The organism is Enterococcus sp. C65 (genome assembly GCF_040887165.1).
Lineage (GTDB): Bacteria > Bacillota > Bacilli > Lactobacillales > Enterococcaceae > Enterococcus_B > Enterococcus_B hirae.
The window spans coordinates 172,815-194,884 of record NZ_JBFOFG010000005.1 but is presented as its reverse complement, the minus strand read 5'-3'; the positions used below and the strand labels follow the sequence as shown (position 1 = coordinate 194,884).

Genomic DNA, 22,070 nt, shown 5'->3' with positions numbered 1-22,070 from the left:
GGAAATCTATTTTTTGGATTCTTTGGTTTATTTTGCGTACTTAGGTTTAGGTACCTCTGTCACGATCTCTCAAAAATGATCGATCAATAGAGAAATTCGGTATCGTGTTTCAATGCAAGTTGTAAGTAATCATCTGCTGGTTGTTGATCCGTGACGATGTATTCAAAAGAGGTCCAATCAGAAAATTTATACGCATGTTTTTTATCAAATTTTGTATAGTCGACTAATAACAAACTTTTATCTCCTCTAGACATTACCTTCTTTTTCACTAAGGCTTGAGCAAAATTAGCTTCATAGATCCCTGATAAATCAATTCCTGTCGAACTAAAAATACATAAATCGATTTGAAAAAGGTCTAAGAAAGAATTCCCATAGTCCCCAACAACGCTCTCGGCATCCTTGATTACTTCACCCGCCAGCATAAAAACTTTGGAATCTTCCGTACAAGCTTGAGAAAGCTCATAGGCGATTTTCAAGCCATTGGTTATGACAACGAGATTTGACAGTTTAACTAAATAGGGAAGCAGCTGTTTCACAGTTGAACTTGAGTCAATAAAAAGACTCATTCCTGGTCCAATAAATGTGCTAGCGATCTCCGCAATTTTTTCTTTTTCTTGAACCATGACATTTTCACAATAATTTGTTGAGATGACGTGATTTCTTTCGACTTCTAAAACGACACCACCACGGTAACGACGGATGATCCCATCTTTTTCAAGTGCGACTAATTCACGCCTTAAAGTCGAAGGAGAGCAAAACAACTGTTTTTGCAGTTCTGAGTTATCTAATTTTTTATATTTTTTTAGCAAAGTTAAGATTTGTTCTTTTCGTGACTCAGTCATGGCTATCCCTCCTTAACCACTGGTCTAACATGACTAAAGTGTACCACAAGAAACTTATTTTTGTCCGTATGTTTTAAAACGAATCGCCATATTTGCCATTTCTTCTTCAGACATCAAGGTTGGTTTGCCAACACTTGAAGCAATGATATGGACTTTTGAACAATATTCTAATTCTTCTAAAACGGCAAAGGCTTCAGTCATTGTCTTTCCACCAGTCAAAACGCCATGATTTGCTAATAAAACGGCTTTTCGATCTTTCATGGCTTCATAGGCATTTAGAGATAATTCTTCCGTGCCAAATGAAGCATAGTCTGCACAACGAACATCTTTACCGGCAACAGCAATCATGTAATGTGATGCAGGCAATGGTTGTCTGAGGACCGCTAGGGCAGTGGAATAAATCGTGTGACCATGGATGATATAGTCCAGATCTTCCCGCTTTTCATACATGATCCCGTGCATTCGCCATTCACTGGAAGGGCGACGATGACCTTGAACGATCGTGCCATCTAATCGCATGGTCACGATGTCAGGTAATTCGATTTTATCAAATGGGATTCCAGAAGGCGTGATGAGCATCACTTCATCTTGACGGATATACGTACTTAAATTTCCGCCTGTTCCTAAGGTATAGCCATCTGCTATTAATTTATTTCCATAATCGATCAATTCTTGTTTTTGTATTGAATACATCATAATCCTTCTTCCATCATCTTATTTATAAAAGGGGCCAAATGTTTGGCAAGCATTGAAATCAGCTGCTTCTAAATCTTTTGTTCCGAAACCAGAAAAGGCGTGGGGTCTAAAGATTTTTTCACTAGGTACGTTGTGAAGTGAAACGGGAATGCGCAACATACTGGCTAATGTCAGTAGTTCTGCGCCTACGTGACCGTGGACACTAGCGCCATGGTTGCTTCCCCAGTGGTTCATCATCGTATACACATCTTCAAAGCCTTTTTCACCTAAGTTTGGTGCAAACCAGAGTGTTGGCCATGTTTGATCGGTTCGTTCGTTTAAGATGTCATGGACTTCATCAGGTAATGAACAGGAATAACCCTCTGCTACTTGTAAAGTTGGTCCCACACCCTCAACGATATTCAAACGAATGAGCGTTAAAGGTAATTCTGCTTGTAGATGGTATTGACTGGAGAAGCCACCGCCTCTAAAGTATTCATAATTAGCACGACACCATTTTGTTTTTTCTAAGCAGGCTTGGATATCGGTTTTCGTCATATTCCAAAATTCTTTCATCGTTGGATTACCTTCGTGATCGATACTTCCACCACTGCCATCTAAAGCACTCGCACCTGAATTCAGTAGATGGATTAAGCCATGTTGTGCTTTACCCGTTAATTTGTGCCCAGTGATTCTTTCCACTGACTCCGCACTCCAATAGGTTCTGACATCGGAAAAAATCGGTGCTTTATTAGTCAATAAAGAGCCAAATAACATAGCAGCAGCGTTACAGGTATCATTTTCAGTAGCGAATGAGACGGGTTGTTTAGGGCCGTTCCAGTCAAAAGTACTGGTTAAAATAGATTCCATAAAATCGCCATTGGGTAGCCAGTCGGTCCATTGTCGTTGTCCTTGGAACCCTCCAGCAATGGCATTTCTGCCTTTTGCTTCTTCCAGCCAACCCAATTTGGCTAGTTCAGGGTTGCCAAATAAAAGATCACGAACGATTAGTGTTTGTTTGGCAATAAAGTCCCACTGATCTTCTTCAGCGATATAGCGTGATTTTGTAATGACTTCAGGGAATGACTTGCCTGCATTGATATCGATTCCTTCCTGACAATATTGTTTGATCCAAGTTCTAATGGTGTCATATTCTTTCGGATCAAAGATATTTAGTTCGATCCGACGTAAGACTTCAGTCATATCCACATATTCGACTTGCATTCCTAGATATTTTTCAAAAAAGGTTTGATTGATTTGACTACCGGCAATTCCCATCGAAGAAGCACCAATGTTCACATAAGATTTGTTTTTCATTTCCCCGGCAGCCACACTCGCACGTGCAAAGAGTAAGATTTTTTCTTGGACGTCAGCTGGAATCGACTTGTCGTCACTATCTTGGACTTGTTCACCATAGATCTTATAGGCAGGGATTCCTTTTTGCGCATAGCCACTCATAGCGGCAGCTAAGTAAACAGCTCCTGGTCGTTCTGTACCATTAAATCCCCAAATCGCCTTAAAGGTATCTGGCCGTAAATCGATCGTTTCTGTGCCATAGCACCAGCAAGGTGTCACCGTTAAGGTAGCAACTACATCTTGACGGGCAAAACCATCGTCAACAAAGCTGGCATCGGCGTAACCGCCAATCGTTTGTTCTGGTAAAACGCACTGTACTGGAGTGCCGTCCATGTAATAAAGGGATGATTCGATCAATTCTTTTGCTCGACGCGCCATGTCCAGCGTTTGTTGTTCTAATGATTCACGGACGCCTCCTTGTCTGCCATCGATCGTGGGTCTAATGCCGATTTTAGGATAATTCATTGATGTTCCTCCTCATAAATTGTTTATAGTTGATGTACGTTTGTTCAAAGGGTGTCGAAACTTCTGGGAAAAAAGAAATTGGTGGATAATTTTCTGTGACGAGTGTCACCAATTCCTCTCTATTTTTGATTGCTTTGATCGCTAAAAATTGGGCTAACGCATTACCTAAAGCTGAATTTTCAGAATAGCAGACTTCTATCGTCGTTTGCGTTAAATTGGCTGTTAGTTGAGTCAAAAAGTGTGATTTACTCCCACCACCAAATAAATATAGCTTAGTGAAAGGAGCGGAACCTGCTAATTTATCGAACGTTTCAGCGTATTTAAATGCTAGATTTTGATAGATGGCTAAAAACAATTGTTGTGGCTCTTCAATTGATGAAAAATGATGTTGGTTTCCGTATTGCTGCAATTTTTTTACAAATTGACCTTTACTCAAAAATTCAGGCTGTTCGTTATCAAAGAAAAAATGAATCGGCTCAGCAGTAAGTAGCATGTCTTGGATCTGTTGGATCGTGGTTGACTGGGTTTGATTGCTGAACGCTAAAGCTTCCTCAATGAACCACATTCCTAACATGTTTTTGAGTTTTAATATTTTTCCATCACCGGCTTGTTCATAAGAATAGTTCGTATCTAATGGGTGATTGACCAAAATTCCTCTTTCTGATTTTTCTCCTAGAACAGACCAGGTGCCAGAGGATAAAAAGAAACAAGAGTGATCGTTGGTTGGTAAAGCAAAGATCGCACTAGCAGTATCATGGGACATCACCGAATGAATCGGAAGTTGTTTTTCGGCTAGATTTATCAAACCGATTTTTGTATATGGAAGAACGATCATTGAGAACAAGGAAGGGGAAATCCCTAATTGTTCAATAAGGTCGGATGCCCATTGATGTTTATCGATATCGAATAATTGACTGGTTGAGGCGATTGAAGATTCTGTTAAGATCGTACCTGTTAATAAAAAATGGATCAGATCAGGCATCATCAAAAGAGTACTTGCTTTATTTAGCTGCTCAGGATAATGTTCTTTCAAGTAGAGTAGTTGGGAACTGGTATTGATCGATGCATTTGGAATCCCTGTACGTTCGTGAAAGTGAGTTGGTAAATCCCCACCATAATGTAAATTAGGTTCTTTCAGCATAGTTTGATAGCAAAGTGGTGGTAGCACTAGCTGTCCTTTTTTATCTATCAAACCAAAATCACAGCCCCATGTATCGATGCCGATACTTTCAATGACATATTCTGTAGTTGCTAAAGTAATGATTTCCTTGATATTCGTCATGATTTTCTCAATATTCCAATGGATCTCATCTTTGTTGGAATCAATCATTTGGTAATCAGTGAAACGATAAACTTTTTCTTCCTTGATTTGACCATTCATTAAGGAAAAAACGATACCTCGCGCACTGGTAGCACCTAAATCAAAGGCTAAGATCGTACTCATAGATTTTTCCTCCTTTTCTAAGTGGATAGCAAATCTGCTTCGGTTATAATCATATAATAGAACGCTTACATATTTTCGCGTGAATCATTTTTTGAATAAATGTCAACAAATTATTCAAGTATGGAAACGTTTTAAATTGCTCGTTATACTTTGGTTAAATCAAATAGAAATGTTAACGGAGGAAAAAAATGAGTGTAAATAGTGAACGAAAATGGTTTTCTGAGAGTCGATATGGTTTATTTATTCATTTCGGATTGTATTCAGTGGCAGGAAGACATGAATGGGTCCAGACTTTAGAAGAAATCAGTGTAGCAGATTACCAAAAATATCTGGATCAATTCGATCCTGATTTATTAGATCCACATGAATGGGCTCAAAAAGCCAAAGAAGCAGGTTTTAAGTATGTCATCATTACAGCAAAACATCATGATGGCTTTTGTTTATGGCATACGAAAGAAACAGAATATCACATAGGAAAAACACCATATCAGAGAGATTTGTTAGGAGAATTGATTGAAGCATTTCGTCAAGTTGGAATCAAGATCGGTCTTTATTATTCTCTATTAGACTGGCATCATCCAGATTTCTTAGTAGATGGCTATCATCCAATGAGAAATAATCCAACCTATATCGAACAACATCCTGGCAACATGGAAAATTATCGCCAATTTATGGCAAATCAAGTCAGAGAATTATTGACAAGTTACGGTACGATTGACTATCTATGGTTTGATTTTTCTTATAAAAGCAGAGATTGGGGGACTTCGGTCGGTAAAGGGGCGCAAGATTGGGGAAGTGTTGAATTAGAAAAAATGATCCATGAGATTCAACCTAATATTTTGATCAATGACCGGTTAGACTTGCATCGTGGTGTACTTACCCCAGAACAATTTGCTAGAAGTAAGGCAATGGACAATGAAGAAGAGGTATGGGAAACCGTTCAAACCTTAAATAATAGTTGGGGTTACGATCGGGACAACCTTAATTTCAAAACGAGTGAAATGGTAGCGAAACAACTAGTGGATACTGTCTCCAAAGGTGGGAATTTCACGATGAATATTGGACCAAACGCACGAGGAGAGTGGGATGACAATAGCGATAGCATTTTAAGTTCTGTTGGTCAATGGCTACGAAAACATGGAAAAGCGATTTACGGTGCGGGGTTATCTAGTTTTACACCACCTCAAGATTGTCGATACACTCAAAAAGGAAATAAATTATATCTTCACATTTTTAGTTGGCCTTATCGAACGATTTTATTACCAGAATTAGGTGGGAAAGTGAAGTTTGCGAAACTGCTCAATGATGGTTCCGAGATTCGGTTTGTCGATACGAAGCATTTAGGAGGAGAAAGAAAAGCGACAACTAATTTATACAAAGAGATTACTGAAGTTCATGTGAAGGAGGCGCTTGACCCGAGCATGTTGATGCTAAACATTCCGATTAAAGAACCAAATGAATTGATCCCAGTGATTGAATTGACACTAAAGGAGGAAGAAAAATGAGTATCGGCATTATTCTTGCAAGCCATGGCGAGTTCGCTTTAGGCGTAAAGCAAACGGGAGACATGATCTTTGGAGAACAAGAACAGGTAGATGTGTGTGTATTGATGCCTGAAAATAGTCCAGAAGAGTTTCGCCACCAAGTGGAACAGGTGTTAGCGAAGTATTCCGTTGATGATGAACTGTTGTGTTTAGTTGATCTATGGAGTGGGACACCTTTTAATCAGCTGAACCAGCTGAAAGAAGAAGGAAGCAGAAAAATCGAAATTGTTTCTGGTTTGAATATTCCGATGCTGCTTCAAGCTTATAGCGAACGCTTTAATCCTAAGGCTTCGCTGAATGAAATCGTTCAGACTATTTCGACCGTCGGTGTTCAAGGGATTAAAATGTCCCTTGGAAGCACCGCAGCGGATTTACCATCGAACACAGCAGAGACTGAGCCATCAGTTGTGGCTTCCGTTTCCAACAAAATGAGTGAATTGGGGATCAGCCATGTCCGATTGGATGAACGGTTGATCCATGGTCAAGTAGCGACACTTTGGTTAGGGAAAATGGGAACAACAAGAGTTATGATCGTTGATGATGGAGTGGTCAATGATCCAATTGCTAAGGCCTCTTTAAAAGCTGCTGTTCCTGGTGGTATCAAATTGAGTATATTGAAAACGGTTACCGCTGCAAAACGGTTAAAAGAAGGGATTTATCAAGATCAAAAAATCATGTTGCTTACCAAAAAGATTCAAACGATCTTTGATTTGATCGATGCGGGTGTACCAATTGAATCATTTAATTTAGGCAATGCCAGTTCGAGAGAAGGAACCCTTCAAATCAAAAAATCCGTCTTTTTAACCGAAGCAGAAATTGCGAAGATTTTAGAGTTGGAAAAAGCAGGAGTCGTTGTGACGGCACAAATGGTACCAATGGAAGAAGAAAAACGATTTTCACAATTTTACGGAAAGTAGGGGGAACGAATGAATATAGAAATTTGGCAAATCATCGTATTATCACTGTTAGGATTTTATGTCATCATCGAAAATTTAGGGATCAATGTGATTGCTAACCAAGCACTGATCGTAGGTACTATTACAGGTTTAGTAATGGGGGATCTGACCACTGGATTGGCAGTAGGTGCGACATTGCAATTAATGGGATTGGGTATTCAAGCTTATGGAGGAGCAAGTGTCCCAGATTATATGACCGCTTCGATCGTGGGAACTGTTTTTGCGATTACGAGTGGAAGAGGTGTGGAATTTGGTATCGGATTAGCTGTTCCAGTAGCATTGTTGATGATCCAGTTAGATATTTTTGCTCGATTTTGCAATGTGTTCTTTCAAAAGAGAATCGATAAAAATATTCGTTTAGCTGATACTAAAAAAATAAGAATTTATCACTTGTTGGGAGCAATGAGTTGGGGATTATCACGAGGAGTACCTATTTTTATCGTCTTTAGTTTTGGTGACCGAGTGATTCAAATTGTTTCAGATGTAATTCCAGAATGGTTGACTGGCGGGTTGGCAGTTGCAGGAGGCATGTTACCAGCAGTCGGTATCGCCATTTTATTAAGATTTTTACCAGTTAAAAATTTCATTACGTACTTGATGATTGGGTTTTTGGCAGTTGCTTACTTAAAGATGCCTATGTTTGGCGTGGCTTTATTAGGATTGGCTTTAGCCATTTTACAATTTAAGAATTTGATTGGAAAGCAAAACAATCTGACACAAGTGGCTCAAGCTGATGCAAATGGAAAAGGAGGATTAAGTGCTGATGAGTACGAAGATTAATCAAAAAGACCTAGATAAAGTAAGTATCAATTGGTTGTATGGTAGCCAATTGTCTTGGAACTATGAGCGAATGATGGGTGGGGGCTATTTGTACTCCATGTTACCGATCATCGAAAAACTCTACGGCGACGATGAAGAAACCAAGATTGCCATGATGAACATGCAAAGTCAATTTTTTAATACCACACCACATATGGGCGGTTTTATTTTGGGAATCGATATCGCTACTGAAGAAGCTGAAGGCAAACAATCAAAAGATACGGTGTCTAGTTTGAAAACTGGATTAATGGGTTCATTTGCTGGTGTGGGGGATACGATTTTTGGGGTATTGTTCCCAACTGTTTTTGGTTCAGTGGCTTCCTATTTAGCTCTACAAGGAAACGCGATAGGAGTTGCTGTTTGGGTATTAGTAAATCTGGCGATTTTAGTCTTTCGATTTTTCTCTGTAAGAATAGGTTATACTCAAGGCGTGAAATTAGTAACTAGTATGTCCGGACATTTGAATGCGCTGACCAATGCTGCCACTTTATTAGGGGTCACGGTGATCGGTGCCATGATTCCATCGGTTATCAATGCCCAAATTACTTGGACCTTTAAAACGGGAGATGTCGAACTTAACCTTCAAGAAACACTAGATCAGATCATGCCGATGATGATTCCAGCCCTTTTAGTGGGTGTCATTTATTGGTTGTTAGGCAAAAAATACTTTAATTCAACAAGAGCGATTTTAGCGATCATGGTGTTATCGATCTTATTAAGAGTATTCGGAATCATGTGATTTTCTAACTAAATGAGGAATAATCATAAAAAGGAGAGAGCCTTATGACACTCGCATTTTTTGAAGAATGTAAAAAATTAACTGAAACATTAGAGAAGTATGAAACAGAAAATATAACGAAAGCAGCCCAAATCGTAGCCGATGGAATTATGAACGGTGGGATTACGCAAGCTTTTGGTAGCGGACATTCCCATGCAGCAGCGCTAGAAATCAGTGGGCGTGCAGGTGGATTGATACCGTCAAAACTGATTTTAGATCCTGCGGGGGGCATGTACGAACAACATGCTGGTGTCGGACGAACGCTCATGCACAAAGTATCCATCCATCCCAATGATGTCTTTTTCCTGATTTCTAATTCTGGGAGAAACCCCATGGCAATTGAAATGGCTGAGGAAATCAAAAAGCGTGGAAATAAATTGATCGTGGTCACGGCATTGGCTACCTCTAAAGCATCCACTTCACGACATGAAAGTGGAAAGTTATTGTATGAATTTGCGGATGTTGTTTTAGATAACCACTCTGTTTATGGTGATGCGGTATTACCTGTTGATGGATTAGAGACCAAAGTATGCGGGACTTCGACATATGCGGCTACATTGTTACTCCAACAAACGATGTTAGAAGCCATTGAGCGAATGGTTGCTCAAGGTTTTGAACCGCCAGTTTATTTAAGTGCGAATATCGATGGGGGACACGAACGAAATCTAAAAATCGAAGACCAGTATGCAGAGAGAATTTTCCATATTTAGTTTCATGAACATATCAAATGATTGACTGAGAAAAAGCACATAAAAGAGGTTGAGACAAAAGTGTTTAGCATCAAGAAATAAGAAGGAATTTCCGAAAATTGCTTCTTAAATTTTTGGTAAATTTCGGCTTATTTCCGAAGATGCTGCTTTTGTCTCACCGTTTATCCGTTTTTAGAGATACTAGAAGAGACTGAGACAAGTTTTGTCCCAGTCTCTTTCCTATTTAGTCATCTAAACCAATCAAATAATCGTCATCTTGCATTGCTTCCACATGCCCTAAGAGGTAGCCATTTCCCACTTGTGAGAAGAAATCATGGTTGCTGGTACCGGTAGAGATACCGTTCATCACGATTGGATTGACATCATTCGCTGTATCTGGAAAAAGTGGATCCATTCCCAGGTTCATCAATGCTTTATTGGCATTGTAGCGCAAGAATGTTTTTACTTCTTCCGTCCAACCGATTGGATCATACAGTTCCTCGGTATAACGTTCTTCATTTTCGTACAATTCATATAATAAATTATACATCCAGTCTTTTAGCTGTTCTTGTGCTTCTTCTGATAGTTCATTGTAACCTAATTGGAATTTGTAGCCAATGTAAGTCCCATGAACAGATTCATCTCGAATAATCAATTTGATGATTTCTGCTACATTCGCTAACTTATTATTTCCTAAATAATAAAGAGGAGTATAAAAGCCGGAATAAAATAAGAATGTTTCTAAGAACACACTAGCGATTTTCTTTTCTAAAGGTGTGCCATTTTTGTAGATTTCATTGATACGTTCCGCTTTTTTTTGTAAATAAGGATTTGTATTCGTCCATTCAAAGATTTCTTCGATTTCTTTTTTTGTATTCAATGTACTAAAAATGGAAGAATAACTTTTTGCATGGACCGATTCCATAAATTGGATATTGTTCAATACAGCCTCTTCATGCGGCGTACGGACATCCTTACGCAGCTGATCCATTCCGCTTTCTGATTGGACAGTATCGAGTAAAGTCAGTCCACCGAAGACATGGCCAACCGTATCTTTTTCTAACTGTGACAGTGTCCGCCAGTCATCTAAATCATTAGACAAAGGAATACGGGTATCTAACCAAAATTGTTCAGTTAGTTTCTCCCACGTAGATTTATCAATGATATCTTCAATTTCATTCCAGTTTATTGCTTCATAGTAAGTTTCTGACATGAGAAATGCTCCTTTATTTAAATTACCTGTCTGTTCATTTTTTGCTTACTTGTTTTAGATGACACAACTTTCACATTGATTGCTGCCGATTTCTTCTGCATCATCAGTAAACGTCCGAACGTAATAAATTGATTTGATTCCTTTATGGAAAGCGTAGTGACGTAAGATATTCAAATCACGTGTTGTTTGTTTAGTCGTTGTTTTCCATTCATATAGACCTTCTGGGATTTCAGAACGCATAAATAGGGTTAAACTCATTCCTTGATCTACATGTTGTTGAGCAGTTGCGTAAATGTCAATGACTTTTCGCATGTCCATGTCATAAGCTGAAGTATAGTAAGGAATTGTTTCATTTGACAGATAAGGCGCTGGGTAATAGATTTTCCCGATTTTCTTTTCTTGACGCTCTTCGATCATGCGTGTAATCGGATGAATACTTGCACTAGTGTCATTGATATAAGAAATCGAACCATTCGGTGCTACAGCTAGACGATTTTGATGGTATAAACCATCGGTCATGATCGCTTGTTTTAAGTTTTCCCAATCTTCAGCAGTTGGAATAAAGATTCCTTCAAATAAAGCTTTTACTTTATCAGATTTTGGTTGGAATTCTCCAGTAACATATTTATCAAAATAGCTTCCATCTGCATAAGCAGATTTTTCAAAGTTATGGAAGACTTGTTTTCTTTCACGAGCAATCGTATTACTTTCAACTAATGTCCAGTAATTTAAAAGCATAAAGTAAATATTTGTGAAATCTAAGGATTCTTCAGAGCCATACGCCATTTGTTCCTTCGCAAAGAAAGTGTGTAAGCCCATTGCTCCTAGTCCGATCGTATGATTCAATTTGTTTCCATTTTGTATCGGAGGGACAACATCGATATCGGAAGCATCTGTGATGTAAGTCAATGCCCGTGTCATCGTACGCACAGACTGACCAAAATCAGGGCTGTCCATCAAGTTAACGATGTTAGTCGAACCGAGATTACATGAGATGTCCGTTCCTAATACTTCATATTCTTGTTTTCCATTGATAACAGAAGGTGTTTGAACTTGTAGGATCTCCGAACACAAGTTACTCATGATGATCTTTCCGTCAACTGGATTTTCACGATTCGCTGTATCAATATTGATGATATAAGGATAACCGGATTCTTGTTGTAATTTCGAAATTTCATTTTCAAGTTCACGTGCTTTGATTTTTTGTTTCCGAATATTAGGATTCGCTACTAAATGATCATACTCAGCAGTGATGTCGACATAAGAAAATGGCACGCCATATTCTTTTTCCACACTATAAGGACTGAAAAGATACATTTCTTCATTTTTACGAGCTAACTCGTAAAATTTATCAGGAACGATTACACCAAGTGAAAGTGTCTTTACTCGGATCTTTTCATCTGCATTTTCTTTCTTGGCAGAAAGAAAAGCAATGATATCTGGGTGGAAGACGTTCAAATAAACGACACCAGCACCTTGACGTTGACCTAATTGGTTTGAATAGCTAAAACTATCTTCAAATAATTTCATAACAGGGACAACACCACTTGCTGCTCCTTCATAACCTTTGATCGGTGCACCCGCTTCACGTAGGTTTGAAAGAGTGATCCCCACACCACCACCGATACGTGATAGTTGTAAAGCAGAGTTGATCGAACGACCGATAGAGTTCATATCATCAGTTACTTGTGTCAAGAAACAAGAAACGAGTTCCCCACGACGTTTCCGACCGGCATTCAAGAAAGAAGGGGTAGCAGGTTGGTAACGTTGGTGGATCATTTCATCTGCTAAAGACAGCGCCAATTGTTCATCACCATTAGCAAAATAAAGTGCGTTGAAAGCTACTCGATCTTCATAAGATTCAAGATAAGCAGTCCCGTCATTCGTTTTTAACGCATATTGTGAATAAAATTTGTAGGCAGCCATAAATGATTTAAAGGTAAAGTGTTGTTCTGCTAAAAATTGATAAAGTGATTCAATAAATTCAGCAGAGTACAGTTGGATAAATTCTGACTCTAAATAGTCGTTTTCAATCAAATAATTGATTTTATCCATTGCTGTTGCAAACGTCATCGTGTTTGGTTTGACATTTTCTTCAAAAAAAGCGGTTAGCGCTTCTTTATCTTTATTTAGCGGGATCTGACCATTTACTGGTCGATTGATTTCATTGTTTAATTTAAAGTAACTAACATCTTTTAACTGCTTAAGACTCATAAGTACACCCAACCTTCATTCCATATTTTGATAGTGAATATTGTTTCGTGCTGTAAAAAAGGATTTGGGGAGTTTACGGCAAAAACAAGTGCCTCAATTCCATCAAATCCAATTCTACGTTCTTTTCCATTTCGATTGACTGGTGACTAACTAGCAAGTTTGCGAAGTTGATCTGGTCGAAACCCGATCACCGTTTGTGCATCTGACGTAATGACAGGAACACTTTGGAATCCTTGAGCTTTTAACCATTCAATTGCATCTGGTTGTTCGTCGATATTAACTTCTTCAAAATCGATTTGGTTGTCAGTTAAAAAGCGTTTGACCATCTTGCACTGCATACAATTATTTTTAGAAAATATTTTGACATTCATGTGTATTGCCTCCTCCACAGCTCTTGTTTATCTATAATGAATAGTATAAAACTATTAGTAAAAAAGTCAAACAACAAACACTACATCTTGTGTTGTGGAAACTGTGGAATACTATGTTTTGTGGTTTTTGAAAAACAGCTGAAAACAAGTAACAGGGGAAAAAATACTTGTTTTAGTACAGTGAAGGTTGTGGAAAAATCCCCGAAAAGATTTTTTTATCTCCTTATTAAGTGATTAAATGAAAGTTCGCTCATAAAATCACAACGTTCGTTGACTTTATCAAGTAACGAGAGTATTCTTATTGAGAATGATTCTCAATGTATGTTGATAAATGAAGTAAATACTAGGAAAAATAAATAGAAAGAACTATCATGATGTTTTTCACAAGAAGGAGATGAAAATCGATTTATGAATTTGAATGCTACTTTATCTTTAGATGCCACTGTCCCTTTAGAAGAAGCGAAGCTAAATCTTGTTTACCAAATTGAAAAATTGCAAACGAGTGAAGCAGTCAAAAAACATTTGCAAAATCTCGGTATAATCGTTGGAAGTAAACTCGTTGTTATCAATCGATCAGGAAGTAATGGAATCGTCCTGCTAAAAAATAATCGGATCGCGATCGATCGAGAGTTGTTTAAACAAATTTTAGTGAAAAAGAACGAACTTTCTAAGGATAACTGGACTTCATTAGATCAACTGACTGTTGGAGAACGAGGAATCGTTGTAGGGATACATGGAAAAGGCGCTGTTAAACGGCGTTTGATGGATATGGGTGTAACGAAAAATGTTCCTTTGACCGTAAGAAAATTAGCACCACTAGGAGATCCGTTAGAAATTACCTTGCGAGGGTATGAGTTAACGCTTCGTAAAGAAGAAGCAATGTTGATCCTTGTGCAAAAAGAGGTGTAAAAAATGAAGGTAGCTTTAGTTGGTAACCCTAATAGTGGAAAGAGTAGTTTATTCAATGCCTTAACTGGTGCTAAACAATACGTAGGGAATTGGCCAGGGGTAACGGTGGAAAAAAAAGAAGGAAAAATGAAGAAGAATCCGATAATCAAGATTCAAGATTTGCCTGGAATCTATTCCCTGTCACCTTATACACCTGAAGAAGTAATTGCGAGAGATTATTTGACCAACGAATGCCCTGATCTGATCATCAATATTGTCGATGCCACAAATTTAGAAAGAAATCTTTATCTGACTGCACAATTATTAGATCTAGGCATCCCCATCATTATCGGACTGAATATGATGGATATCATTAAAAAAAATGGCAAAAAAATCAATGTCGAAAAATTAAGTTATGGTTTAGGCATACCTGTGATTCCTATCAGTGTATTGAAAAAAGAAGGGTTGGATAAACTCACGAAGAAAATCATTGATGCCTCCAAGCAGCCAAAAGAACAGAAGGTATCCTTACTAACTAATTATGACGATCGACTAGAAGCTGCAATCCATGAAATCGAAGAGATATTAGGAAAAGATCAGCCTTTTCAACGCTGGTCTGCCATCAAATATTTTGAGCGTGATCCACAGTTATGGGAAAAACAAACAATAACGACAAAACAAGAAAAAGAAATTGAGCAGCTGATTCGTCTGACAGAAAGACTATTTGAAGAAGATAGCGAAACGATAGTTATTAATGAACGATATGAATGGCTAACGCAACTTACTGCACTTTGTGTCGTGTCTACAGATTCATTTCGCTTGTCCATCAGTGATAAAATCGATCGAATCGTTACTAATCGCTGGTTCGCTTTACCAATTTTTGCTTTTGTCATGTGGCTGATCTATTATTTAGCGATTCAAACAATCGGAACAATGGGAACCGATTGGATCAATGACACGTTATTTGGCAGCTGGTTGCCACAACACGTCGAACAGGTACTGGTCAACTGGCAAGTGGCACAGTGGATGCAACAATTGATCCTCAATGGAATCATAGCAGGGGTAGGCGCAGTATTGGGCTTTCTACCTCAGCTGATCGTCTTGTTCTTGTGTTTAAGTTTCTTGGAAGATTGTGGCTACATGTCACGGATCGCTTTTGTGATGGATCGTTTATTTCGGAAATTTGGTTTGTCAGGGAAATCGTTTATTCCTATGTTGATTGCTACAGGTTGTGGTGTTCCAGGAGTGATGGCTAGCCGAACCATTGAAAATGAGCAAGATCGGCGCTTGACGATCATGGTCACGACGTTTATGCCATGTTCTGCTAAATTACCAATCATTGCTTTGATTGCAGGAGCGTTTTTCCCCCATACTTCTTGGGTAGCACCCTCTGCTTATTTTCTAGGTATGTCTTCCATCGTTTTATCAGGGATCATGTTGAAGAAGACGAAGTTATTTGCTGGCGATACCGCACCATTTATTATGGAACTACCAGCGTATCATTTTCCACAAGGAACAACGATTTTACGCCAAACCTATGACCGCAGTAAATCATTCGTCAAAAAAGCAGGAACGATCATCTTTGTTTCAAGTATTTTGATTTGGTTTACTTCTTCGTATAACTTTTTTGGTCAACCTGTTACGGAAGATCAAAGTATTCTAGCAAGTGTTGGACGGATTGTGGCTCCTCTTTTCCAACCACTAGGATGGGGGAATTGGCAAGGAACAGTAGCTACGATCACTGGATTAGTGGCCAAAGAAAATGTCATTGGGACTTTTGGTATTTTGTTTGGGCACAAAGAAGTAGCGGAAAATGGTCGAGAGATTTGGCAAGCATTACAAGGTACGTATACTTCCGCTGCTGCTTATTCCTTGTTGTCGTTCAATCTGCTTTGTGCCCCTTGTTTTGCAGCAATCGGTGCGATCCATCGTGAAATGAATTCAAGGAAATGGACACTGATCGCAGTTGGTTATCAATGTGGGTTTGCTTACTTGGTAAGCTTCATGATTTATCAGTTCGCCCATTTATTAGAAGGCGGCTCTATCGTATTTTCGACTTATTTAGCAGGTATGGTTCTGATTGGATTAGGTTACGCTTTATTGAAAAAGCAGCAGAAGAAACAAGAAATTTTGACGTTATCATTAGAAGGTGGAAATTAAATGGCGACTTTTTTATTAAGTGTATTGATCTTTGGCAGTGCTGGTTATATCGTGTTTTCACGTGTCAAATCAGGAAAAACGTGTGATGACTGTAAAAGTGCTTGCCCAGTAAAGAAAGTCTAACGGATGAGAGATGATAAAAACAACGAGTGATGATCGAAAAACAATTCATCGTTCGTTGTTTTTTTGAGTGGTTGATTTTGCTTCTTTTGATTTTTCTCCAAGGAACAGACTTAAAACCTTTTTAAGATTTTTTGCTTATTTTGATTTCCCATAGTAAGATGTAACTGAAAAAGAGAAGGAAGAGGAGAATAAATGGCAGGAAAGAAAAAAATTGTTCGTCCAAGATACCAACAAATCGCAGTTGATCTGGCTGAACGAATCGTGGAAAACCGTTATCAGGTGGGGGAGAAGATCCATGCGAGATCCACTTTAGCAAGTACATATAATGCTTCTCCTGAAACTACAAGAAAAGCAATCAATGTGCTAGTTGATCTAGGGATCATGGAGGTTCGCCATGGCAGTGGGGCATTCGTTGCCTCAAAAGAGAAAGCCAAAGATTTTTTATTGCAATACCAAGATGTTCAATCGATCCAAGAAACAAAAGCCGAAATTATGGCGAGTGTAGAAAAGCAACAAGAAGAATTGGATCATTTTTCACAATTATTAGATCAATTAGTCAGTCAAACGAAACGGATACATAAGATGAATCCTTTATTGCCATTTGAATTAACGTTGACGAAAGAAGCGACCCATCTTGACCGCTCCATCAGCGAGTTGAATATTTGGCAAGCAACAGGAGCGACAGTGATTGCGATTTCCCATAAAGAAGAGTTGCTCGTTTCACCTGGACCGTATGCTAAATTCACAGCGGGTGACACTGTACATTTCATTGGAAACGAATTTACCTTACAAAGAATGACTAATTTCTTCTATCCAGAAAACTAGTCCTTCAATTATTTTTTATCATCAAATTTTAATCTTGAATAAGCCTAACCGCTAGGGCTTTATTCAAGTTTTTTTTATTTTGGAAGCAAACAAAAAAGTCTCCTTTTTGACAAAGTGACTACACGATGTTAGTATAGTGTGGTCACTTTTTTCAGAAAGTAAAATGAATTTACATAAACATAAAAAAGGAGAAATTTGTTTGGTAAAGGTAGAAGTAAAAAATTTAACAAAAATATTTGGTAAAAAGACACAAGTAGCTTTAGAAATGATGAAGAATCATCAACCGAAGACAGATATATTGAAAAAAACCGGCGCAACGGTCGGTGTGTACGATGCTAGCTTTGATGTTCAAGAAGGCGAAATATTCGTTATCATGGGTCTTTCCGGTAGTGGGAAATCAACCTTGATTCGATTATTGAATCGTTTGATCGAACCAACAGCAGGAAACATCTATATCGATGGAGAAGACATCTCAAAATTGAGTAAAGAAGAACTTCGTGAAGTTCGTCGTCACAAGATCAATATGGTTTTCCAAAACTTTGGGTTATTTCCACATCGTACGATCTTAGAAAATACGGAATATGGTTTAGAAGTTCGAGGAGTTCCGAAAGAAGAACGCCAACAAAAAGCAGAACAAGCACTTGAAAACTCAAGTTTGCTTTCATTTAAAGATCAATATCCAAATCAATTATCTGGTGGGATGCAACAACGTGTAGGGCTAGCTCGAGCATTAGCCAACGATCCAGAGATTTTATTGATGGATGAAGCTTTTTCTGCTCTTGATCCGTTGATTCGCCGTGAAATGCAGGATGAACTACTCGAATTACAATCAAATGTCCAAAAAACAATCATTTTCATCACCCATGATCTAAACGAAGCGTTGCGAATCGGTGACCGTATTGCATTGATGAAAGATGGTGAAATCATGCAAATCGGCACAGGAGAAGAAATCTTAACAAATCCTGCTAACGATTATGTTCGAGAATTTGTGGAGGAAGTGGACCGCTCCAAAGTCTTAACAGCTCAAAATATCATGGTTCCAGCATTGACTACCAATATTGAATCAGATGGTCCGAATGTTGCATTGACTCGAATGCGCAACGAAGAAGTAAGTATGTTGATGGCAGTCGATAGAAAACGAAACTTAAAAGGAATCATTACAGCTGATCAAGCGCTAGAAGCCAGACGCCAAAAACGGCCGTTGATTGATTTCTTAGATGAAAATGTCACTGTCATTGGGAAAGACATGATTGTCAGTGATATCTTCAATATTATTTATGATTCACCTACGCCACTAGCAGTCGTTGACAACGGTAAACTTAAAGGGGTTGTCATTCGAGGAAGTGTGATTGAAGCATTAGCAGAATCAGGTGAGGTGAATGAACATGAATAATTTATTAAACTATCAATTACCCGTAGCAGATTGGGTTGAAAAATTGACAGAATGGTTTACGACTACGTTTGCAGGATTATTTGCTTTTCTACAAACGATCGGGCAAGCAGTGATGTCTGGGATCACTAATTTATTATTAGTTATTCCAGCACCAGTGTTCATCCTTTTATTAACAGTCGTTGCATTCTTTATCTCTAAGAAACGTCCAGGACTGACCTTGTTTACGTTGATCGGTCTATGGTTTATTTACAATCAAGGGTTATGGTCTGATTTGATGAATACTGTGACACTTGTCTTATTGTCTAGTATGATCTCCATCATTATTGGTGTACCATTAGGAATCTTAATGGCAAAAAGCAGCAAAGCGCAAAGTATCATCAAACCGATCCTTGACTTTATGCAAACTATGCCAGGATTTGTTTACTTGATCCCAGCAGTTGCATTCTTTGGGATTGGGATGGTTCCAGGGGTATTCGCCTCAGTTATCTTTGCGTTACCACCAACTGTTCGTTTCACAAATCTAGGTATTCGCCAAGTACCAAAAGAATTGGTGGAAGCATCTGATTCATTTGGTAGTACCAGTTGGCAAAAACTGTTCAAGTTAGAATTACCATTGGCTAAAAGTACGATCATGGCGGGGATCAACCAAACCACCATGTTGTCACTTTCAATGGTCGTGATTGCTTCAATGATCGGAGCGCCAGGATTAGGTCGTGGCGTCTTGTCAGCATTACAACGTGCGCAAGTCGGAAATGGATTTGTTAACGGGGTAGCTTTAGTTATCTTGGCGATCATCATTGACCGTTTTACGCAACATTTGAATCAACCAAATAATAAAAAAGCGACAGGTGCGAACAAACAAAAAAGTAAAAAACGCCAAGGAATCATTATTGGAGCTGTAGTGGTTGTGATTTTAGGTGCCATTGGCTTAGGTAGTTTAGCTAATAACAAAGAAACGAAAAAAATCAATCTTTCATATGTAGAATGGGATACTGAAGTAGCTTCAACGAATGTAGTTGCTGAAGTACTTAAAGGAATGGGCTATGATGTGTCGATCACACCATTAGATAATTCCATCATGTGGGAATCTGTTTCTAAGGGAGAATCAGATGGGATGGTATCTGCGTGGTTACCAAAAACCCATGGTTCTCAATATGCACAGTACAAAGACCAAATAAATGATCTAGGTGCTAATTTAACGGGTGCTAAAGTTGGTTTAGCTGTTCCAAGCTATATGGATGTCAATTCGATTGAAGAATTAACCAATCAAGCAGGTAAGAAAATCACCGGTATTGAACCTGGTGCCGGAGTCGTCAATGCTGCTGAAAATACAATCAAGCAATATGACAACTTAAAAGATTGGACCGTAGAAACTTCTTCTTCAGGTGCGATGACAGTGGCATTAGGTCAAGCCATCAAAAAGAAAGAACCAATCGTTATTACTGGTTGGACCCCACATTGGATGTTTGCTAAATATGACTTGAAGTATCTTGAAGATCCTAAAAAAGCCATGGGAAGTGCTGAGGAAATCCATACGATCGTCCGCAAAGGATTAAAAGAAGACCAACCAGAAGCATATAAGGTCTTAGATAATTTCCACTGGTCAGAAAAAGATATGGAAAAAGTCATGTTAGAAATCAATAACGGAAAAGATCCACAACAAGCAGCGCAAGACTGGATCAAAGAAAATCAAAAAACAGTCGATAGCTGGAAAGAATAATGTTTAGGTAACTGATCACGAAAAGTTCGATCAAACTCTAGTAAATCATAATGAAGCGTTCTGAAAATAGTCTTTACTATTTTTGGAACGCTTCATTTTTTGTACCAATGTATTAGAAATTTTTGTGCAAGACAGCTAGTATTGAGGTGCTCGTTCAATTTTTTGTAAATATTTGAATAGTGTTATGATGCTTCAACACTTGAAAATAAACCGAAGTATCTGAGAAGCATTTTACTCATTGTATTTTTCAGTACATGTTTGTTTTTGGCTATATATGGTTTTCGTCTACATTGCGTCGAATTAACTCAGGCATCTTCGCTGTCAGCTGACTCCTTGCAAAATCTAAATCATTAAGCCAGTCTTTAATCTGTTCTTTTGCTAGGATTAAGGGCATGCGATCATGAACGGGAAGCACTGATTGACTTGGTTGAGTGGTCAAAATGATTGATTCGGTTTCAAATCCAGTTTCATTTTTATGGATTCGATAAAAACCACCGACATAAAGGACGGACGTTTGACTGTCAGTGAACATTACTTTGTGTTTATCAGAATCCCATTCATAAAAACTCGACATTGGGAAAACACAACGAGTCTCTTTGAAAGGGTGAGAGAATGTCTTTTTTTCTTCGACTGTTTCTGCTCGAGCATTGATCATTAGCTGTCCTTTTTTAAAACCGGTAAAGCCCCAACGAGTGATACCTGGCACAACAGCGGATTCTTGATTAAGACCTAACGTTACTACATGGTTCGATGGAAAAATTTCATTTTTTCCGATGGGGATTTGCCGACTTTCTGCCTGTGGCTTTACTTGTTCATAATATTTTTTCAGCTCATCGGTTGCTAAATCAAAAAAATAACGTCCACACATAATTTTTTCCTCCAATCACTAGTTGATAAAACGATCCGATAGTTAGTTAATGGTTGGCAAAAGGCTGTCTCATCAACTAAATAGGATCCCAAGGTGTACGAATTTCTCTGGTAATACGTCAAAAGGGCTAGACTTACTTTGTTTCATTGAAACTTTAATTAGATTGTAACGATAAATGCTTTATTAATAAAGTAAACGCTATCATTTGGTTGCGATAAAGAGATCTGTTAGAGGAAGCAATGTGGTTTAATGAATTGAAGGTTTGGCGGAGTTCATTCATTCGCAGTTTTCCCCCGGACAATACTAAGTGATCAATCAAAAGAATATATCCGAAAAACAAAAAATGTCATCACGTACACTCTTTTCGAAACTACCGAAGTAGCCAAGAATGTACTGATGACGTGGGTTTGGCACCCAATGGGCCGTGAGGGGCTCGAACCCGCGACCCGCTGATTAAGAGTCAGCTGCTCTACCAACTGAGCTAACGGCCCAATAAATTTATGAAATATTTACTGAATATTACTTAATAATAGTAGCACTGTGGATTTTAAAATGCAAGACTAGCTTAAAAAAAATCATAAAAAACTTTACGTCTTTATAGAAATTCATTCATAGTTTATTCACAAATGCTCAGTATGATATAACCATACCAACCAACAAAAGTTCTTGCAAAAGAACTAACCCTAACACTTTTTCATTTTTACTCCTTCCCGCCATTTTTAATGGC

At 38.4% G+C, this 22,070-nt stretch carries 19 protein-coding genes and 1 tRNA gene; 11 read left to right on the top strand and 9 right to left on the bottom strand.

The genetic code is table 11. The features are described 5' to 3' along the window. Positions 1-83 precede the first annotated feature (83 nt). Genes AB3I12_RS07445 through AB3I12_RS07430 form a run of 4 tightly spaced genes read right to left on the bottom strand, consistent with a single transcriptional unit; the run spans position 84 to position 4,782 of the window. Positions 84-842 carry a DeoR/GlpR family DNA-binding transcription regulator gene (locus tag AB3I12_RS07445; RefSeq protein ID WP_063626539.1) on the bottom strand — a complete coding sequence of 253 codons (759 nt, stop codon included), beginning with the start codon at positions 840-842 and terminating at the stop codon, positions 84-86. 54 nt (positions 843-896) lie between these two features. Further along, positions 897-1,535, bottom strand: coding sequence for an L-fuculose-phosphate aldolase (locus tag AB3I12_RS07440; RefSeq protein WP_010738454.1), 639 nt, complete (start codon positions 1,533-1,535; stop codon positions 897-899). Positions 1,536-1,556: 21 nt separating this feature from the next. Continuing rightward, positions 1,557-3,338: an L-fucose isomerase gene (locus AB3I12_RS07435; protein WP_063626540.1), complete on the bottom strand. Its 1,782-nt coding sequence runs from the start codon at positions 3,336-3,338 to the stop codon at positions 1,557-1,559. Then, positions 3,325-4,782 carry a rhamnulokinase family protein gene (locus AB3I12_RS07430; protein ID WP_081248804.1) on the bottom strand — a complete coding sequence of 486 codons (1,458 nt, stop codon included), beginning with the start codon at positions 4,780-4,782 and terminating at the stop codon, positions 3,325-3,327. Before AB3I12_RS07430 ends, AB3I12_RS07435 begins: the two co-directional genes overlap by 14 nt. Positions 4,783-4,970: 188 nt before the next feature. Between AB3I12_RS07430 and AB3I12_RS07425 the strand changes: the two genes are divergently transcribed. Genes AB3I12_RS07425 through AB3I12_RS07405 form a run of 5 tightly spaced genes read left to right on the top strand, consistent with a single transcriptional unit; the run spans position 4,971 to position 9,589 of the window. Continuing rightward, positions 4,971-6,287 carry an alpha-L-fucosidase gene (locus tag AB3I12_RS07425; protein ID WP_063626541.1) on the top strand — a complete coding sequence of 439 codons (1,317 nt, stop codon included), beginning with the start codon at positions 4,971-4,973 and terminating at the stop codon, positions 6,285-6,287. Then, positions 6,284-7,243, top strand: coding sequence for a PTS mannose/fructose/sorbose transporter subunit IIAB (locus AB3I12_RS07420; RefSeq protein ID WP_063626542.1), 960 nt, complete (start codon positions 6,284-6,286; stop codon positions 7,241-7,243). Before AB3I12_RS07425 ends, AB3I12_RS07420 begins: the two co-directional genes overlap by 4 nt. A 9-nt stretch (positions 7,244-7,252) precedes the next feature. After that, positions 7,253-8,062: a PTS sugar transporter subunit IIC gene (locus tag AB3I12_RS07415; RefSeq protein WP_010720071.1), complete on the top strand. Its 810-nt coding sequence runs from the start codon at positions 7,253-7,255 to the stop codon at positions 8,060-8,062. Further along, positions 8,046-8,840: a PTS system mannose/fructose/sorbose family transporter subunit IID gene (locus AB3I12_RS07410; protein ID WP_010720070.1), complete on the top strand. Its 795-nt coding sequence runs from the start codon at positions 8,046-8,048 to the stop codon at positions 8,838-8,840. The genes AB3I12_RS07415 and AB3I12_RS07410 overlap by 17 nt, the downstream gene beginning before the upstream one ends. 44 nt (positions 8,841-8,884) lie before the next feature. Further along, a complete protein-coding gene (locus tag AB3I12_RS07405; RefSeq protein ID WP_063626543.1) occupies positions 8,885-9,589 on the top strand; it encodes an SIS domain-containing protein in 705 nt (234 codons plus the stop codon). 223 nt (positions 9,590-9,812) lie between these two features. Here the strand turns inward: AB3I12_RS07405 and nrdF are convergent, their stop codons facing one another. The 3 genes from nrdF to nrdH all read right to left on the bottom strand — a co-directional run bounded on the left by nrdF (position 9,813) and on the right by nrdH (position 13,366). Beyond that, positions 9,813-10,781, bottom strand: coding sequence for a class 1b ribonucleoside-diphosphate reductase subunit beta (nrdF, locus tag AB3I12_RS07400; protein WP_010720068.1), 969 nt, complete (start codon positions 10,779-10,781; stop codon positions 9,813-9,815). A gap of 54 nt (positions 10,782-10,835) precedes the next feature. Further along, on the bottom strand, positions 10,836-12,995 hold the full coding sequence (gene nrdE / locus AB3I12_RS07395) for a class 1b ribonucleoside-diphosphate reductase subunit alpha (RefSeq protein ID WP_010720067.1): 2,160 nt from the start codon (positions 12,993-12,995) through the stop codon (positions 10,836-10,838). 146 nt (positions 12,996-13,141) lie between these two features. After that, positions 13,142-13,366 (bottom strand): glutaredoxin-like protein NrdH, encoded by a 225-nt coding sequence (gene nrdH / locus AB3I12_RS07390; RefSeq protein WP_010738447.1) that lies wholly within the window; start codon positions 13,364-13,366, stop codon positions 13,142-13,144. 408 nt (positions 13,367-13,774) lie between these two features. On the opposite strand from nrdH, the gene AB3I12_RS07385 reads away from it, so the two are divergent. The 6 genes from AB3I12_RS07385 (at position 13,775) to AB3I12_RS07360 (ending at position 20,475) form a co-directional block, all read left to right on the top strand. Next, a complete protein-coding gene (locus tag AB3I12_RS07385; RefSeq protein WP_010720065.1) occupies positions 13,775-14,275 on the top strand; it encodes a ferrous iron transport protein A in 501 nt (166 codons plus the stop codon). A 3-nt stretch (positions 14,276-14,278) separates the two neighbouring features. Continuing rightward, positions 14,279-16,414, top strand: coding sequence for a ferrous iron transport protein B (gene feoB, locus AB3I12_RS07380; RefSeq protein WP_063626544.1), 2,136 nt, complete (start codon positions 14,279-14,281; stop codon positions 16,412-16,414). After that, the gene (locus AB3I12_RS07375) at positions 16,415-16,537 is read left to right on the top strand and encodes a hypothetical protein (protein WP_053765766.1); all 123 of its coding nucleotides are present in this window, start codon (positions 16,415-16,417) and stop codon (positions 16,535-16,537) included. 192 nt (positions 16,538-16,729) lie between these two features. Continuing rightward, positions 16,730-17,362: a GntR family transcriptional regulator gene (locus AB3I12_RS07370; protein WP_010720062.1), complete on the top strand. Its 633-nt coding sequence runs from the start codon at positions 16,730-16,732 to the stop codon at positions 17,360-17,362. Between the two features lie 199 nt (positions 17,363-17,561). Continuing rightward, positions 17,562-18,755: a glycine betaine/L-proline ABC transporter ATP-binding protein gene (locus tag AB3I12_RS07365; protein ID WP_010720061.1), complete on the top strand. Its 1,194-nt coding sequence runs from the start codon at positions 17,562-17,564 to the stop codon at positions 18,753-18,755. Continuing rightward, positions 18,748-20,475 carry an ABC transporter permease/substrate binding protein gene (locus AB3I12_RS07360; protein ID WP_063626546.1) on the top strand — a complete coding sequence of 576 codons (1,728 nt, stop codon included), beginning with the start codon at positions 18,748-18,750 and terminating at the stop codon, positions 20,473-20,475. Before AB3I12_RS07365 ends, AB3I12_RS07360 begins: the two co-directional genes overlap by 8 nt. A 268-nt stretch (positions 20,476-20,743) precedes the next feature. Here the strand turns inward: AB3I12_RS07360 and AB3I12_RS07355 are convergent, their stop codons facing one another. Both AB3I12_RS07355 and AB3I12_RS07350 read right to left on the bottom strand, forming a co-directional pair. After that, a complete protein-coding gene (locus AB3I12_RS07355; protein ID WP_063626548.1) occupies positions 20,744-21,343 on the bottom strand; it encodes an SOS response-associated peptidase in 600 nt (199 codons plus the stop codon). Positions 21,344-21,761: 418 nt separating this feature from the next. Beyond that, positions 21,762-21,834: transfer RNA gene (locus AB3I12_RS07350), tRNA-Lys, on the bottom strand. Positions 21,835-22,070: the final 236 nt, after the last annotated feature.

Excerpts from the sequence above, each read along its gene's own strand:
- AB3I12_RS07385 (WP_010720065.1), top strand. The coding sequence starts at position 13,775 with ATGAATTTGAATGCTACTTTATCTTTAGATGCCACTGTCCCTTTAGAA.
- AB3I12_RS07440 (WP_010738454.1), bottom strand. The coding sequence starts at position 1,535 with ATGTATTCAATACAAAAACAAGAATTGATCGATTATGGAAATAAATTA.
- AB3I12_RS07410 (WP_010720070.1), top strand. The coding sequence starts at position 8,046 with ATGAGTACGAAGATTAATCAAAAAGACCTAGATAAAGTAAGTATCAAT.
- AB3I12_RS07375 (WP_053765766.1), top strand. The coding sequence starts at position 16,415 with ATGGCGACTTTTTTATTAAGTGTATTGATCTTTGGCAGTGCTGGTTAT.
- nrdE (WP_010720067.1), bottom strand. The coding sequence starts at position 12,995 with ATGAGTCTTAAGCAGTTAAAAGATGTTAGTTACTTTAAATTAAACAAT.
- feoB (WP_063626544.1), top strand. The coding sequence starts at position 14,279 with ATGAAGGTAGCTTTAGTTGGTAACCCTAATAGTGGAAAGAGTAGTTTA.
- AB3I12_RS07445 (WP_063626539.1), bottom strand. The coding sequence starts at position 842 with ATGACTGAGTCACGAAAAGAACAAATCTTAACTTTGCTAAAAAAATAT.
- AB3I12_RS07360 (WP_063626546.1), top strand. The coding sequence starts at position 18,748 with ATGAATAATTTATTAAACTATCAATTACCCGTAGCAGATTGGGTTGAA.
- AB3I12_RS07415 (WP_010720071.1), top strand. The coding sequence starts at position 7,253 with ATGAATATAGAAATTTGGCAAATCATCGTATTATCACTGTTAGGATTT.
- AB3I12_RS07405 (WP_063626543.1), top strand. The coding sequence starts at position 8,885 with ATGACACTCGCATTTTTTGAAGAATGTAAAAAATTAACTGAAACATTA.
- AB3I12_RS07430 (WP_081248804.1), bottom strand. The coding sequence starts at position 4,782 with ATGAGTACGATCTTAGCCTTTGATTTAGGTGCTACCAGTGCGCGAGGT.
- AB3I12_RS07420 (WP_063626542.1), top strand. The coding sequence starts at position 6,284 with ATGAGTATCGGCATTATTCTTGCAAGCCATGGCGAGTTCGCTTTAGGC.
- nrdF (WP_010720068.1), bottom strand. The coding sequence starts at position 10,781 with ATGTCAGAAACTTACTATGAAGCAATAAACTGGAATGAAATTGAAGAT.
- AB3I12_RS07425 (WP_063626541.1), top strand. The coding sequence starts at position 4,971 with ATGAGTGTAAATAGTGAACGAAAATGGTTTTCTGAGAGTCGATATGGT.
- AB3I12_RS07370 (WP_010720062.1), top strand. The coding sequence starts at position 16,730 with ATGGCAGGAAAGAAAAAAATTGTTCGTCCAAGATACCAACAAATCGCA.
- AB3I12_RS07435 (WP_063626540.1), bottom strand. The coding sequence starts at position 3,338 with ATGAATTATCCTAAAATCGGCATTAGACCCACGATCGATGGCAGACAA.
- nrdH (WP_010738447.1), bottom strand. The coding sequence starts at position 13,366 with ATGAATGTCAAAATATTTTCTAAAAATAATTGTATGCAGTGCAAGATG.
- AB3I12_RS07355 (WP_063626548.1), bottom strand. The coding sequence starts at position 21,343 with ATGTGTGGACGTTATTTTTTTGATTTAGCAACCGATGAGCTGAAAAAA.